Origin of the sequence: Streptomyces sp. NPDC002730 (assembly GCF_042888805.1) — a bacterium.
In the GTDB taxonomy this organism is placed as follows: domain Bacteria; phylum Actinomycetota; class Actinomycetes; order Streptomycetales; family Streptomycetaceae; genus Streptomyces.
Map to the genome: position 1 here is coordinate 322627 of NZ_JBIAQG010000005.1, position 14104 is coordinate 336730.

The 14104-nt window shown below is 69.0% G+C and carries 15 protein-coding genes; 12 read left to right on the forward strand and 3 right to left on the reverse strand.

Features of this window, described 5'->3' with window-relative positions:
- The first annotated feature begins 36 nt into the window (after positions 1 to 36).
- From dhaK to ACFYXH_RS15145, 5 genes are all read left to right on the forward strand, one after another.
- On the forward strand, positions 37 to 1029 hold the full coding sequence (gene dhaK, locus ACFYXH_RS15125; protein ID WP_389562696.1) for a dihydroxyacetone kinase subunit DhaK: 993 nt from the start codon (positions 37 to 39) through the stop codon (positions 1027 to 1029).
- Positions 1030 to 1088: 59 nt separating this feature from the next.
- The gene (gene dhaL, locus ACFYXH_RS15130; RefSeq protein ID WP_389563011.1) at positions 1089 to 1733 is read left to right on the forward strand and encodes a dihydroxyacetone kinase subunit DhaL; all 645 of its coding nucleotides are present in this window, start codon (positions 1089 to 1091) and stop codon (positions 1731 to 1733) included.
- A 656-nt stretch (positions 1734 to 2389) separates the two neighbouring features.
- Complete coding sequence (locus ACFYXH_RS15135) at positions 2390 to 4792, forward strand: nitrate- and nitrite sensing domain-containing protein (RefSeq protein ID WP_389562698.1); 2403 nt, start codon at positions 2390 to 2392, stop codon at positions 4790 to 4792.
- Positions 4793 to 5152: 360 nt separating this feature from the next.
- Positions 5153 to 5428 carry a hypothetical protein gene (locus ACFYXH_RS15140; protein WP_389562699.1) on the forward strand — a complete coding sequence of 92 codons (276 nt, stop codon included), beginning with the start codon at positions 5153 to 5155 and terminating at the stop codon, positions 5426 to 5428.
- Positions 5429 to 5578: 150 nt separating this feature from the next.
- Entirely contained in the window at positions 5579 to 6556 is a 978-nt protein-coding gene (locus ACFYXH_RS15145; protein ID WP_389562701.1) for an aldo/keto reductase, read from the forward strand.
- A 753-nt stretch (positions 6557 to 7309) separates the two neighbouring features.
- Here the strand turns inward: ACFYXH_RS15145 and ACFYXH_RS15150 are convergent.
- Complete coding sequence (locus tag ACFYXH_RS15150; protein WP_389562703.1) at positions 7310 to 8065, reverse strand: helix-turn-helix domain-containing protein; 756 nt, start codon at positions 8063 to 8065, stop codon at positions 7310 to 7312.
- 222 nt (positions 8066 to 8287) lie between these two features.
- Here ACFYXH_RS15150 and ACFYXH_RS15155 point away from each other — a divergent pair, with 222 nt between their 5' ends.
- From ACFYXH_RS15155 to ACFYXH_RS15165, 3 genes are read left to right on the forward strand one after another with little or no spacing between them, the layout of a single operon-like run.
- Entirely contained in the window at positions 8288 to 8959 is a 672-nt protein-coding gene (locus ACFYXH_RS15155) for a DUF4097 family beta strand repeat-containing protein (protein ID WP_389562705.1), read from the forward strand.
- A gap of 12 nt (positions 8960 to 8971) precedes the next feature.
- Entirely contained in the window at positions 8972 to 9934 is a 963-nt protein-coding gene (locus tag ACFYXH_RS15160; protein WP_389562707.1) for an ATP-binding cassette domain-containing protein, read from the forward strand.
- Complete coding sequence (locus ACFYXH_RS15165) at positions 9931 to 10722, forward strand: ABC transporter permease (protein WP_389562709.1); 792 nt, start codon at positions 9931 to 9933, stop codon at positions 10720 to 10722. Before ACFYXH_RS15160 ends, ACFYXH_RS15165 begins: the two co-directional genes overlap by 4 nt.
- Here the strand turns inward: ACFYXH_RS15165 and ACFYXH_RS15170 are convergent.
- Positions 10703 to 10837, reverse strand: coding sequence for a hypothetical protein (locus ACFYXH_RS15170; RefSeq protein WP_389562711.1), 135 nt, complete (start codon positions 10835 to 10837; stop codon positions 10703 to 10705). The two genes, ACFYXH_RS15165 and ACFYXH_RS15170, sit on opposite strands and share 20 nt — an antisense overlap.
- 378 nt (positions 10838 to 11215) lie before the next feature.
- Between ACFYXH_RS15170 and ACFYXH_RS15175 the strand changes: the two genes are divergently transcribed.
- From ACFYXH_RS15175 to ACFYXH_RS15185, 3 genes are all read left to right on the forward strand, one after another.
- Complete coding sequence (locus tag ACFYXH_RS15175; protein ID WP_389562713.1) at positions 11216 to 11626, forward strand: VOC family protein; 411 nt, start codon at positions 11216 to 11218, stop codon at positions 11624 to 11626.
- A 367-nt stretch (positions 11627 to 11993) separates the two neighbouring features.
- Entirely contained in the window at positions 11994 to 12458 is a 465-nt protein-coding gene (locus tag ACFYXH_RS15180) for a helix-turn-helix transcriptional regulator (RefSeq protein WP_389563013.1), read from the forward strand.
- A gap of 5 nt (positions 12459 to 12463) precedes the next feature.
- Entirely contained in the window at positions 12464 to 13090 is a 627-nt protein-coding gene (locus ACFYXH_RS15185) for a glyoxalase (RefSeq protein ID WP_389562715.1), read from the forward strand.
- Positions 13091 to 13124: 34 nt separating this feature from the next.
- Here the strand turns inward: ACFYXH_RS15185 and ACFYXH_RS15190 are convergent, their stop codons facing one another.
- Complete coding sequence (locus tag ACFYXH_RS15190; RefSeq protein ID WP_389562717.1) at positions 13125 to 13274, reverse strand: hypothetical protein; 150 nt, start codon at positions 13272 to 13274, stop codon at positions 13125 to 13127.
- 18 nt (positions 13275 to 13292) lie between these two features.
- Here ACFYXH_RS15190 and ACFYXH_RS15195 point away from each other — a divergent pair, with 18 nt between their 5' ends.
- Positions 13293 to 13748, forward strand: a complete 456-nt coding sequence (locus ACFYXH_RS15195) for a pyridoxamine 5'-phosphate oxidase family protein (RefSeq protein WP_389562718.1) — start codon at positions 13293 to 13295, stop codon at positions 13746 to 13748.
- Positions 13749 to 14104 lie beyond the last annotated feature (356 nt).

A 14104-nucleotide genomic window follows, 5' to 3' on the forward strand; every position in this document is an offset into this window, starting at 1 on the left:
CTGATGTTCTTATCCATGTCGAGAAGGGCCTGAACCGTGAAGAAACTCATCAACTCGCCCGATGAGGTACTTGCCGATGCTCTCGTGGGCGTGGCCGCCGCGCACCGCTCACTGACGGTCAACACGTCCGACCGCTACATCATCCGCGCGGGCGGGCCGACCACTGGGAAGGTCGGTTTGGTGTCAGGTGGCGGGTCCGGGCACGAGCCGCTGCACAGCGGGTTCGTCGGGTACGGGATGCTGGATGCGGCCTGTCCTGGTGAGGTGTTCACATCTCCCGTGCCGGACCAGATACTCGCCGCCACGCGTGCCGTTGACGGCGGGGCGGGGGTGCTGCACATCGTGAAGAACTACACCGGCGACGTGCTGAACTTCCAGATGGCCGCCGACTTGGCCACCGACGACGGCGTGCAGGTGGAGGGCGTCGTGGTCAATGACGATGTCGCCGTGGAGAACAGTACGTGGACGGCGGGCCGACGGGGTACCGGGGCGACCGTGTTCATGGAGAAGATCGTCGGTGCGGCTGCCGAGCTTGGCGCGGACCTGGCCTCGGCCGCGGCTTTGGGCCGGGAGGTCAACGACCGGTCCCGTTCGTTCGGGGTGGCGCTCACGCCGTGCACGGTGCCCGCGGCGGGCAAACCCGGCTTCGAGCTGGGCGAGGACGAGATCGAGCTGGGCGTCGGCATCCACGGCGAGCCCGGTCGCGCCCGCGGCAGGCTCGTCTCCGCCAAGGAGATCGTCGGTGTCGCGTTGGACGCCATCCACGCCGACATGCCGCTCTCAGGCGAAGTGCTCGTGATGGTCAACGGCCTGGGTGGCACCCCACTGATCGAGCTGTACGTGGTGTATGCCGCGGTTGCAGAGTGGCTCGCCGGCCATGGCGTGTGGATCACCCGCAACCTGGTCGGCAACTACATCACCAGCCTGGAGATGGCCGGCTGCACGATCACGGTGTGCCGGCTCACGCCGCAGCTCACCTATCTGTGGGATGCCCCCGTCGAGACCCCCGCGCTGCGCTGGGGACGCTGAACGGTCTCGGACACCGACGACAAACCCCACAAGGGAGAAGGACGACGATGGACGCGAGCATGTTCCGCGCCTGGATCCATGAGGCGGCCCAATTGGTGGCCGAGAACGCCGATCATCTGACCCGCCTCGACTCCGCTGTCGGCGACGCCGACCACGGCATCAACATGCGCCGTGGTCTGCAGGCGGCGGTGGCAATGCTGGACGAAACCGACCCGTCCACCCCCGGTGCGGTGCTCGCCACCGTCGGCCGGGCATTGATCAGCAAGACCGGCGGCGCCTCGGGACCGCTGTACGGCACCGGATTCCGGCAGGCCGCGGGGACCCTGGGCGAGGATCCCGACGTGTCTGCGGCACAACTTGGGGCGGCCTTGGCGGCTGCCCTCGCCGGCATCCAGCGGATCGGCGCGGCGCTCGAGGGCGACAAGACGATGATCGACGCCCTCAGCCCGGCCGTGACCGCCTACCAGGCCGTCACAGACACCGGCGGCGACCTGACCAACGCTACGCGCGCGGCATTCGACGCCGCCGTGCGGGGCCTGAAGCAGACCGTCGGCATGCAGGCCCGGAAGGGCCGGGCGAGCTATCTCGGCGCCCGCACCATCGGTCACGAGGACCCCGGCGCGGCGTCGACCGTGCTCATTCTGTCTGCCCTTGCGACTGTCACCGCGGCAAGCGAGCGGCCAGGCGCAGGGACGGCGTCATGAACGTGGTGTCCGACTGGTGGACCGGCACGAGGGTGGCTCCCGGCACGGCCCTCGCGGCGTCCTGGCGGGTCGAGCGACCGTGACCCGCTGGTACCTGGTCCTCGACCGCCTACCCCCCGCTCGTACATGGCGATGAGGACGCGCCGCAGCAACTCGGGATCGGTCACGGTCTTTCGGTCAGGCGCTGGGCCGGCACGGACAGCAACCCCTCTTGCATGTCCGGTTGGTCCACGGCTCCGAGGGCGGCCTCGCCACTGGCACGGCCGAACTCGCCGGCGATGCAAGGCTCTACCGCTGACGGGCACAGATGACGGACGGCTGGGCACCGGTACCGAACGGATCGCCGCAGCGACCGCCACCGAAGAAGTGGTTGCGATCTTGAACAGCTCCGAGACCGACGCGTAGTCAGCTGCCCCAGGCACCTGCCAGGGGGCGCACGTTCAATGGCGGGGAGAGGTGCGAGGGCAGTGCAAACACAATCCGCGGTGGATCGCCACGGCACGGAACCGGTGCAGACACCTCGGGCGAGAAACAACGGTTCCGACAACGGCAGTACCGAGTCGGGCAATACCGAGCCGGGACCCGTGCGTGCAGGTGGAGGGTGCCGCCCACGCCGGGGCAGCAATCAGACGGCATTCGCCCCGAGTAATTGGAGTGTGCGCACCCAGCTGCTGGCTGTGGTGCTCATCCCGATCATCACCGCGCTCGTACTCGGCGGTCTGCGGATCGGCTCGGCCGTGCAGAACGCACAGGACATCAACAACGTCCGTCAGCTCGTTCGTATCGTTGACAAGGGCACGGGGCTGTTGGAGGAGCTTGAGGACGAACGCGATCTGACCGCGCTCTACGTTGCGGCCGGGCGTACGAGCGACACGAGTCGGCTGGACACTCAGCGCTCCCAGGTAGACGCGGCGCTCGCCCGCGTCCGTGCCGAGGCCGTCCATGTCCACCGTGGGACGAACCCCGTCCTGGCCACCCGGCTCGCTGTGCTCGGCGCCTTTGGCGGGAAGGTGGCGTCACTGCGCCACACGGTAGCCCACTCGAAAATGCGCTTGCTGTCCATGGTCAAGGCATACACGGCGTTGATTGCCGAGCTCACCGACGCCCTTGACCTTCTCACGCCGGACATCGCCCACCAGACCCTTGCCGTGAAGGCCGGTGCGCTCAAGACCTTCGCACAGGCCACGGAGGAAGCCTCCCGGCAACGCGCGCTGCTCGGCGGCGTGCTGACCCAGGGACACTTTGATTCGGACGAGGCCCAGGGCCTGACCCTCGCCAGCAGGCAGCAACAGGCGTTGACCGGCGAGTTCCTGTCCGGTGCGCCGCCGGCCCAGCGTCAGTTCTACGAGCGCACCGTCACCGGAAGCGACGTCAACAAGGCCGAGATGCTCGAGAAGCAGGCGCTCGCCGGGCAGGGCACGAGCCGCCTCCGTCTCGACGCCGGCGAGTGGTTCGACACCATGACGAGCAAGCTCGAGCTGATGCGTCTGGTCGAGAAGCGGCTCGTCGGATCGGTCGAAGACGAGAGCTCGCGCGAGCAGCACCAGGCCGAGCGCACAGTGTTCGTCTCCTCGCTTGTCGTGCTGTTGATCCTCCTGCTCACGCTCGGTGTGACGCACGTCCTCGTGCAGTCGATTGTCGGCCCGCTGCGCACCCTGCGCGCCTTCGCGCTCGATATCACGGAACGCCGCCTGCCCGAGGTGGTCCGGCTGCTGCGGGGCTCCAGCGGTGCGCAACTGGAGGCCATCGAGGCCGAGCCCACGGGCATCAACTCGACCGACGAGATCGGGGGTGTCGCCGACGCGTTCGACGACGTCCATCGCGACTCCGTACGGCTGGCGTTCGAGCAAGCGCAGCTGCGAGGCCGTATCAACGCGATGTTCGTCAATCTCTCGCAGCGCAGTCAGAGCCTCGTGGAACGGCAACTGGAGCTGATCGACCATCTGGAGAGCGGCGAGCAGGACCCCGACCTGCTCGCCAGCCTCTTCAAGGTTGACCACCTGGCCACCCGCATGCGCCGTAATGGGGAGAATCTTCTCGTCCTCGCGGGCGAGGAGGCGGGCCGCCGCTGGAGGGCCCCGGTGCGGCTCGTGGATGTCCTCCGGGCCGCCACCAGTGAGGTCGAGCAGTACCAGCGTGTGCAGCTACGCGGATTGGTAACCGCTGACGTCGACGGCCGGGCAGTGAACGACATCGTTCACCTCATCGCGGAGCTGCTGGAGAACGCGACCACGTTCTCCTCGCCGGACACCGAGGTGCTCGTCACGAGCCAGCTGCTGTCCGGCGGCGGCGCGAAGGTTGAAATCCAGGACAGCGGCATCGGCATGACCGCAAAAGACCTTGAGGAGGCCAACGAGAGGCTCCTGAACCCGCCAGTCGTCGACGTCTCGGTGGCGCGGCGCATGGGTATGTTCGTCGTCGGCCGGCTCTCCGGCCACCACGGCATCCGCGTCCAGCTCCGCGGGCCATCCCCCCGCGGCATCACAGCAGTGGTCATGCTGCCCCAGAACTTGGTCCGGGAACACGGAAATCACATGGATCCTCCCGGACTGTCAGCCAGGTACAACTCCGAAGGACGCCTCACCGGCTGGCGCAACTACGACACGACCGAGCAACTCAACGACAGCGCGCTGGCCAAACGCGCGTACCGGACACGCCGTCACGGCGCCCGCTCGGCCAGCAAGGAGAAAGGGCTACCGCGACCCTCTCCGCGCCATGGGGATCCCCCGGGCCGGAGTCCGGGCGAGGCTGGGTCCGGATCCCATCGCCGAAAGCAGAGGGCGTACCCCGAGGCCCCGCATGCCGGAACAGAGACCGAAACGCGGCACCGCGTCCTGGACACGTCGATGTCCAGTGACAGTGCTGACAACGAGAACGGGTTGCCCAACTCCGAGGCCGTCGAGTCTGAGCGGCCCCGGCGGTCGACGGGGCGACACGCCGCTCCGTCGATACGGGCCCCAGCTCTCACCGAACCGCCTCAGCTGGCCTTGCCTGCCCCACCAGCCCCACCAGCCCCGTCGGACACGTCGGCGAAGGCACCTCGCGCCGCCCCACGCTGAGGAGGCAACGCCGTCGCTGTCGCCGAACAACGAGGCATCGCAGGTGGCGATGGCGCTCAGGACTCCTGCGACGGAAGGCCCCACCCCCGCAGGCCTTCCCCTCCGTATCCCCATGGCACAGACCGTGCCGGGATCGGCGGACGAGCTTTCGACGCCGGCTCCCGCTCGCCGCGTCACCCGGTCGCCGACGGCGTTGCGTCGCAGGTGGTCAGGCTTGCAGAGAGGACGTGAAGCCGGAAAGCTTGCGGCCGTGGCGACTCGTCCCCCGGTGCGAAACCGACCAGAGGGAGGAGAGCACGTGACCGGGCTGAGCCAGGCCGCACCGAACCTCAACCGCCTGACCGTGTTTGACCTGGCCCGATGGGACAGCTGGGTGAGGCCTGCCGCTCTCGCGTCTACTGGAAACCGTCACGCCAGATCCTGGGCCTGGACCGCCGCGACCCGGCCGCCACCCCGGCCATGCCGCACACCCCGCCGTACTCGACGCCATCGCCCGAGTCGTCACCGCAGCCCATCGCCACAACCGCCAGGTCTCCGTCTCGGCGACGCCGCCGCGCACCCCGTCGTCACCCCCTCCTCATCGGCCTCGGCTGCGACATCCTCTCCATGGCCCCGGCCGTCCTGTCGCTGCTATGAAGCACACGACATCCCTCATCCAAGCCCCCCATCCCGGTTCGGACATCTCCGTTCTCTCCGGACACCTGGAGAGCCTGCCAAGGACTGCACTACCCCCTGGGCCGGTTCGAGCGGCAGGTCGCGAGGAACGGATCCCGGAGGACACCCCGTATGCACCTTGAACGCCCCATCGCCTCGCCGATCTCGCCCTTCGGTCTGGGCCTGGCCGCCGTCGGCCGTCCCGGCTATATCAATCTGGGTCGTGACGCGGACCTGCCCGCAGACCGCTCGGCCACCGTTCTGCGCGCCCATGCGCACCGGCTGCTTGACGCGGCCTACGCCCGGGGCGTGCGGTACTTCGATGCCGCCCGCTCCTACGGCCGGGCCGAGGAGTTCCTCGCCACTTGGCTGGAGGCCCGTCCCGATGCGCGGGATCTGGTGATCGGCAGCAAGTGGGGCTACACCTACACCGCCCACTGGCGCACGGACGTCGAGGTGCACGAGGTCAAGGACCACAGCACCGCGACGTACGACCGGCAGCTCGCGGAGACGCGTGCGCTGCTGGGCACCCGGCTCGACCTCTACCAGATCCACTCGGTCACCCCGGACAGCCCGGCGCTGACCGATTCCGCATTGCACGACCGGCTGGGCCGGCTCGCCGCAGAGGGGGTGACCATCGGACTGTCCACCAGCGGCCCGGCCCAGGCGGAAGCCATCCGGGCCGCGCTGGAGATCACGGTGGACGGCGAACCGCTCTTCGGCAGCGTGCAGGCCACCTACAACCTTATGGAGCCGTCAGCGGGGCCGGCGCTGGCCGAGGCGTACGCCACCGGGCGCACGGTGATCGTCAAGGAGGCCATGGCCAACGGCCGCCTGGCCGATCGGCACGCCACGGGGTCGGACACCGTCCTGCTGCGCGAGATCGCACAGGAGGCTGGCGTGCCGTGCGACGCCGTGGCTCTGGGTGCGGTCGCCGCGCGGCCCTGGGCGGACATCGTCCTCTCCGGCGCGGCCACGATCGAGCAACTCACCAGTAACCTCTTGGCGGCGGACCTGCGCCTCGATCCCGATCAGTTGGAACGGCTGGCCGGGCTGGCCGAGTCCGCCGAAGGCTACTGGGCGCATAGATCGCGGCTGGCCTGGGCGTGAGAGGTCCGGGCCGGGGCCCCGCCCCCCCCAGCCGTACGCTCGCATCCCGAGAACTGCGCATCCGCACCGTGTGTGTCCAACTCGACCGTCCGGAGCGGCACCCGGGTCCAGCTGCCGAGGATCCGTGAGACGAAGTGAGACACACAGCTGCCGACAGCGGTGAGGTACGCACAGAACTGCAGGTCATGCTGTCCGACGTGGGAAACGAGACCCTGCACCAACTGTGAGATCTCATGAACCATGGCCCACTCTCACGATCTTGGCATCGAACGCGGCATCGGAACAGAGAAGGGAAGTCGTAGTTCAACGGAATGACGGCCGCCGGTCATTGGCGACGACCATGAGGAAACGCCACATTCCTGGACTGAGCCGTTGTGCCATCGCTGTGAGACACCGGAACAACCGCTGGTCAGCAGGCACGGTCTGTGCCACGAGCGGCGAGACCCTACATCCCTTTCTCTTTGGCGACGGCCTTTTTCTCTGGCCCAAGGGACGGGCAGATCGACGAGGACCGGCCCTGGCCGCCCTCCGGCGCTTCGAGCCTTCGGTGCCGTGGCGTACGTTCCGCTGGCGGCACGGCCAGAAGCACTACTCGGGCACGTACGGGACTGGCCCGCCCGCGCCGTCTGGCCCGACCACGGCATCCCCCGCGCGGTCTTCGTGGAACGCGAGGCTCTCGAAGAGGCGATGGGGTCGGCTCAGGTGGAAGGATCCGGCGCGGGCACCACTGGCTGGGACCATCAAGACGGCTGTCTATCCGCGATCTGAACTTGGCGTGGCAGTGTCGCCTGAGGCCGTTTCGGGTTTTGTGTAGAGGACCTCGCGGGCCTGCTCCGCGGCGCGGATGATGCTCTCGCCGACGAAGTCGACGAAGCGGGCGATGTTCTCGAGGCGGGCGGCGGCCGGGGTGTCGGGGCCGAGGATACTGACGCCCTGCCGTGCGGTCTCGGAGAGCTGGGCGTGGGATCGGGCGCTGGCGATCATCCCCTGGTACCAGACGTCGTTGTCGACGACGTAGCGCTCGCGGCGGCGTTCGTCGCGTTCCCGGCGGATGAGGCCCTGGCCTTCGAGGAGCGTGATCGCTTTGGAGATGGACGCCGGGCTGACCTGGAGGTGCTGCACGAGTTCGGACGCGGTGAGGCTGCCCGCGTCGGTGGTGTAGAGGGACACCAGCACCCGCGACGTCATCTTGGGCAGGCCCGATTGCATGAGGAGGGTGGTGAACATCTCCTCGTACTCGCGCACGGCCTCGGCGTCGCGTCCGTGGGCCTGCGGGGGCGCCTCCGGCCCTCGGGGCGCGGTCTGCCTGCGCCGGTGGGTGCGGCGTTCGGTGGCGCGGTGGGCCAGGTCGGCGCGGTAGGCGGTGGGGCCGCCGTTGCGCATCACCTCGCGCGTGATCGTCGAGGTGGGGCGGTCGAGGCGTCTGGCGATCTCCGCGTAGGCGAGGCCGTCGGCCAGTCCCAGCGCGATCTGCTGGCGTTCCTGCTGGGTGAGTCTGCCTCCCGGCATCGCGGTCTCCTTCGTGGTCCTTGGTGTCTCCAGTATAGCGTTCACTCCTAATTCATTGCAACGAACGGGGTGACTGTTGTTGCATTAGAACCAAAGTCATTGCAACGCTTTCTTGGCTTCTACCTGCAATGATGGCGATTATGCGCAACGATTGTGTTGCCAGATCTTTGAATGCAACGTAGCTTTTCCAGCATCGGAAACAACGAACCGAAGGAGAGCACGATGCAGAAGTTCGACACCCCCGCCCAGGTCTCCGCCGTCCTTGACATCCCCGCGGGACGCATCCGGTTCATCGCCGCCGACCGGGCCGACACCACGGTCGAGGTCCTGCCCGCGGACGCCTCGAAGGGCCGCGACGTGAAGGCGGCGGAGCAGACCACGGTCGAATACGGCGACGGCGTCCTGCGGATCGAGGCCTCACCGGCGAAGAACCGGATCCTCGGCAACTCCGGATCCATCGAGGTGACCATCCAGCTGCCCGTCGGCTCCCGCATCGAGGCGAAGGCGGCCAGCGCCGAGCTCCGGGGCGTCGGACGGCTCGGCGACGTCGCCTTCGAGGGCGCGCAGGGCTCGGTCAAGCTCGACGAGGCCGAAAGCGCCCGCCTCACCCTCCTCGCCGGCGACGTCTCGGTCGGCCGCCTGGGCGGCCCCGCGGAGATCAGCACCCAAAAGGGCGACATCCGCATCGCCGAGGCCGTGCGCGGCACGGTCGAACTGCGCACCGAGTCCGGCGAGATCTCGGTCGGCGCCGCCCGCGGAGTCTCCGCCTCCCTGGACGCCGGCACCAGCTACGGCCGGATCCACAACGCGCTCAAGAACACCGACGGCGCCGCCGCCGGCCTGAACATCCACGCGACCACCGCCTACGGCGACATCGCCGCCCGCAGCCTCTGAGGAGCACCCATCATGACCAACCTGGCCATCGCGGCGAACGGGCTGCGCAAGTCCTACGGCGACAAGGTCGTGCTCGACGGCGTCGACCTGGCCGTCCCCGAAGGAACGGTCTTCTCCCTGCTCGGCCCGAACGGCGCCGGCAAGACCACCGCCGTGAAGATCCTCTCCACCCTCATCTCCGCCGACCCGGGCACGGGCGACATCCACATCGGCGGCCACAACCTGGCCACCGACCCCCAGGCGGTGCGCGCCGCGATCGGCGTCACCGGCCAGTTCTCCGCCGTCGACGGCCTGATCACCGGCGAGGAGAACATGCTCCTCATGGCGGACCTGCACCACCTCTCCCGCAGCGAGGGGCGGCGCACCGCCGCCGAGCTGCTGGAGCGCTTCGACCTGGTCGAGGCGGCGAAGAAGCCCGCCTCCACCTACTCCGGCGGCATGAAGCGCCGCCTGGACATCGCCATGACGCTGGTCGGCAACCCGCGGATCATCTTCCTCGACGAGCCGACCACCGGCCTCGACCCGCGCTCCCGGCACAACATGTGGCAGATCATCCGCGAGCTGGTCTCCGACGGCGTCACCGTCTTCCTCACCACCCAGTACCTGGAGGAGGCCGACGAGCTCGCCGACCGTATCGCCGTGCTCAACGACGGGAAGATCGCCGCCGAGGGCACCGCCGAGGAGCTGAAGCGGCTCATCCCGGGCGGGCACGTGCGGCTGCGGTTCGACGACCCGGCCACGTACCAGTCCGCCGCCGTCGCCCTGCGCGAGGTGACCCGGGACGACGAGGCGCTGTCGCTGCAGATCCCCAGCGACGGCAGCCAGCGCGAGCTGCGCTCCATCCTCGACTGGCTGGACTCGGCCGACATCGAGGCGGACGAGCTGACCGTGCACACCCCCGACCTCGACGACGTGTTCTTCGCCCTGACCGGCGGTGCCGCCGTCCCCAACCAGCCCAAGGAGACCGTCCGATGAGCTCCCTCTCCCTCGCCGTGCGCGACTCGTCCACGATGCTGCGCCGCAACCTCCTGCACGCGCGGCGCTACCCGTCCCTCACCCTGAACCTGCTGCTCACCCCGATCATGCTGCTGCTGCTCTTCGTCTACATCTTCGGCGACGTGATGAGCGCGGGCATCGGCGGCGGCGGGGCGGACCGCTCCGAGTACATCGCCTATATCGTCCCGGGCATCCTGCTGATGACCATCGGCGGCACCACGGTCGGGACCGCGGTGTCCGTCTCCAACGACATGACCGAGGGCATCATCGCCCGCTTCCGCACGATGGCGATCCACCGCGGTTCGGTGCTCGTCGGGCACGTCGTCGGCAGCGTGCTGCAGTCGATCATGAGCGTGGTCCTCGTGGGCGCCGTCGCCCTGGCCATCGGCTTCCGGTCCACGGACGCAACCGCCCTGGAGTGGCTGGCGGCGTTCGGGCTGCTCGTGCTCTTCGCCATGGCGCTCACCTGGGTCGCGGTCGGCATGGGCCTGATCAGCCCGAACGCCGAGGCCGCCAGCAACAACGCGATGCCGATGATCCTGCTGCCGCTCCTCTCCAGCGCCTTCATCCCGGTCGACACGATGCCGGGCTGGTTCCAGCCGTTCGCCGAGTACCAGCCGTTCTCGCCCGCCATCGAGACGCTGCGGGGGCTGCTGCTCGGCAGCGAGATCGGCAACAACGGGTGGCTCACGATCGCCTGGTGCCTGGGTCTCGCGGTGCTCGGATACTTCTGGTCGACCTCGAAGTTCAACCGCGACCCGAAGTAACGGCCATGACAGCGCGGGCCGCCTCCCGCAACTCGTCCCGCCCCAGGGCGGCGTACTCCGACACCGCGTCGACGTACGCCGCCCCGTCGGCGTTCTCGGTGTTTCGCGGCCGCATCGGGCTCTCCCGCGATGCGCGAGGCAGCCCAAGTCCTCGGCATCAACCAGTCGGCCCTGGTGATCCAGATCAACTGTTGGTGCCGACGAACGAATCACCGGGAATCGTCCAGCCGCTGGAAGTCGGGAGGCTACGGCCCGGGAGCGGGTGGAGCGTACCCGGGAGCAGAACGCGGAGCTGAGCCGGTGACTGGTGGCTGAGGAGGAGGCGCTGTCCCGGCTTGTGATCACCTGGGAGACAGTTGAGGAGATCCTGGGCGAGGCGGCGCCAGGCGGTGCGCGCGACGGCGGGGACGCGACCGTGTGTGGCGAAACAGGTGGCCAGACCGATCAGGAATCGAGAAGCACCGGTCACGGGGGCGCAGCTAGCGTGACTGCCATGGACATCACCATTCACACGAGTTTCCTCCCGCATGACGACCCGGACGCGTCCCTGGCGTTCTATCGCGACACCCTCGGTTTCGAGGTCCGCAGCGACGTCGGACAGGGCAAGATGCGCTGGATCACGGTCGGCCCCGTCGGCCAGCCCGGCACGTCCATCCTCCTGGCGCCGCCGGCCGCCGACCCCGGGGTCACCGAGGACGAGCGCCGCACCATCGCCGAGATGATGGCCAAGGGCACCTACGGCTGGATCCTGCTGGCCACCCGGGACCTCGACGGCACTTTCGAGAAGGTGCAGGCCGGCGACGCCGAGGTCGTCCAGGAGCCGACCGAGCAGCCGTACGGCGTCCGCGACTGCGCCTTCCGCGATCCCGCGGGCAACCTGGTCCGCATCCAGGAGCTTCGCTGAGCCGTCCGGTCATCGATCCGGCCACGATGGCCGGTGCCGCGACCACCTGCGAAGAATACGGCGGCCAGCGCTTCCAGGCAGTTGTCCTCGCCCCCCCCTCGGCGGCCGCACCATCGCAGAGGTGCTCGCGATGTCGGCCGCCAAGGCCGAGGCGCGCACGCCGACCGCCCACAAGGGCGGCGTCTACATCCTCGCCGAGCCGACCACCGGCCTCCATCCCGCCGCCGTCGAGCAGTTGCTCGGCCTGCTCGGCCTGCTCGACCGGCTCGTCGGCTGCGGCAAGCCGGTCATCGCCATCGAGCACCTCGCCGCCTACCTCGGCATGCAACCCAGGTGCTCGCGGACATCGATGAAAAGGAGTTCTCCCATGTGTCACCCCTCGTGGGGGCGCGCACGCACCGCGGCGCACCGCCTGAGCGACCTCGCGCGGCTGCGTCGCGTCCGCGACCGGATCGACCGGGAGTACGCGCAGCCGCTGAACGTCGAGGCGCTCGCCCGCGGCGTGAACATGTCGGCCGGGCACCTCAGCCGCCAGTTCCGGCTGGCCTACGGCGAGTCGCCGTACGCGTACCTGATGACGCGTCGCATCGAGCGCGCGACGGCGCTTCTGCGTCGTGGCGACCTCAGCGTCACCGAGGTCTGTTTCGCGGTCGGCTGTTCGTCGCTGGGCACCTTCAGCACCCGCTTCACCGAGCTGGTCGGCATGCCGCCCAGCGCCTACCGGCGCCGCGCAACGGGCGCTGCGGCGGGGATGCCGCCGTGTGTGGCAAAACAGGTGACAAGACCGATCAGGAATCAAGAAGCGCCGGTCGCCGAGCCGCAACTAGCGTGATGGCCATGGCATCCATCGAATCCGTCACCCTCGACGTGGCCGACCCCACGGCCGCCAACCGCTTCTACACTGCCGCCTTCGGTTTGGACACGCAGATACGCCTGCGGGCCTCGGAGGCACCCACAACCGGCTTCCGTGGGTTCACGCTGGCGCTCACGGTGTCCCAGCCGGCCACCGTCAACAGCCTCATCGACGCCGCCCTCGACGCCGGCGCCACCCCGCTGAAGCCTGCCGCGAAGTCGCTGTGGGGCTACGGCGGTGTCGTACAAGCCCCGGACGGGACGATCTGGAAGGTCGCGACCTCGGCGAAGAAGGACACCGGCCCTGCCACCCGACGGGTCGACGAGATCGTGCTCCTGCTGGGAGTCGCGGACGTGGCCGCGAGCAAGCGGTTCTACGTCGACCAAGGCCTTGCCGTGGCGAAGAGCTTCGGCCGCATGTACGTCGAGTTCGCTGCTGGGTCGAGTCCCGTCAAGCTGGCGCTGTACAGGCGCCGTGCCCTTGCCAAGGACGCCGGCGTCTCTCCCGACGGCACCGGGTCGCACCGGCTCATGATCGGCGGCGATGCCGGGCCTTTCACCGACCCGGACGGGTTTGCATGGGAGGCCGTATCGCTGGCACCCACGCCCTGATGTGTCGCTGCTGCCTGCCCTGCCCGGTCACCGATCACGAGACAGCCGCCGGGCTCGGGGCGTGCCGGGTGCCGAGCTGATGCGCCCGCCGCGCGCTGGAGGCCGTGGCGTCCGCGAAGCCTGCGGCCTCGGCGAACCGACCGATGACCGGCGGAGCCCGTGCCCTGAAGGAATGGCTCTCCACGAAGTGACTGGAGGAAGCATGACGGGCGCGCCGCCGCGTGGACTTGAGGAGAGGCTGCGGGACACTCGCGCGAAACTGGAGAGCGACGTCGATCTCTGGGTCGCGACGTCGGGTTCCCCGGGCGGCGTCCACCTCATCCCGCTCTCGTACCTCTGGGACGGGACCGCGTTCCTCATCTCGACGCCCCGCGCCTCGGTCACCGGCCGCAACTTGCTGGCGGACGGCCGGGTGCGACTCAGCCTCGGGCCGACCCGCGACGTCGTTGTCGTCGACGGCACCGCCGAGCCGGTGGACATCGCCGACCTCGCCCCCAATACGGGCGACGCGTTCGCGGCCAAGACCGGTTTCGACCCGCACGAGTTCCACGAGCCCTACCAGTACTTCCTGATCCGGCCGCGGCGCATCCAGGCCTGGCGTGAGGCGAACGAGCTGCGGGGACGCGTCCTCATGCGCGACGGCCGCTGGCTCGACTGACCACCGAGCACGGGAACACACCGGCCCCACACGGCGAGCGGTGCGGCTGAGGACGTGGAATGGTCATGCACGGGCAACTGCTGCGCGAGCCCGACGATGCGGAGAAGGTGCCGCGGGCCCACCTGCTGGCTCGCAAATCGGCCGACGTGCTCAGCCGCCGATCGCTGTGCTGACCAGCGCTTCGAGTGGGGTGGAGTTGGTAGAGGGCGGGTGCTGCGTCAGCGGCACATGGCGACGGCGCCTTCGACCGCGGCGACGATGCCCCGTCAAGCCTTTTCGGTGTCGAGAGGCCTGCGCCGCGCCTCCGTATACCGCGTATTCAAGTCGACGTGGGGGACCGGCAGCGATAGACCTGC

Coding starts and splice junctions, on each gene's coding strand:
- dhaL (WP_389563011.1), top strand. CDS start 1,089: ATGTTCCGCGCCTGGATCCATGAGGCGGCCCAATTGGTGGCCGAGAAC.
- ACFYXH_RS15140 (WP_389562699.1), top strand. CDS start 5,153: ATGGGACAGCTGGGTGAGGCCTGCCGCTCTCGCGTCTACTGGAAACCG.
- ACFYXH_RS15145 (WP_389562701.1), top strand. CDS start 5,579: ATGCACCTTGAACGCCCCATCGCCTCGCCGATCTCGCCCTTCGGTCTG.
- ACFYXH_RS15150 (WP_389562703.1), bottom strand. CDS start 8,065: ATGCCGGGAGGCAGACTCACCCAGCAGGAACGCCAGCAGATCGCGCTG.
- ACFYXH_RS15155 (WP_389562705.1), top strand. CDS start 8,288: ATGCAGAAGTTCGACACCCCCGCCCAGGTCTCCGCCGTCCTTGACATC.
- ACFYXH_RS15160 (WP_389562707.1), top strand. CDS start 8,972: ATGACCAACCTGGCCATCGCGGCGAACGGGCTGCGCAAGTCCTACGGC.
- ACFYXH_RS15165 (WP_389562709.1), top strand. CDS start 9,931: ATGAGCTCCCTCTCCCTCGCCGTGCGCGACTCGTCCACGATGCTGCGC.
- ACFYXH_RS15170 (WP_389562711.1), bottom strand. CDS start 10,837: ATGCGGCCGCGAAACACCGAGAACGCCGACGGGGCGGCGTACGTCGAC.
- ACFYXH_RS15175 (WP_389562713.1), top strand. CDS start 11,216: ATGGACATCACCATTCACACGAGTTTCCTCCCGCATGACGACCCGGAC.
- ACFYXH_RS15180 (WP_389563013.1), top strand. CDS start 11,994: ATGTGTCACCCCTCGTGGGGGCGCGCACGCACCGCGGCGCACCGCCTG.
- ACFYXH_RS15185 (WP_389562715.1), top strand. CDS start 12,464: ATGGCATCCATCGAATCCGTCACCCTCGACGTGGCCGACCCCACGGCC.
- ACFYXH_RS15195 (WP_389562718.1), top strand. CDS start 13,293: ATGACGGGCGCGCCGCCGCGTGGACTTGAGGAGAGGCTGCGGGACACT.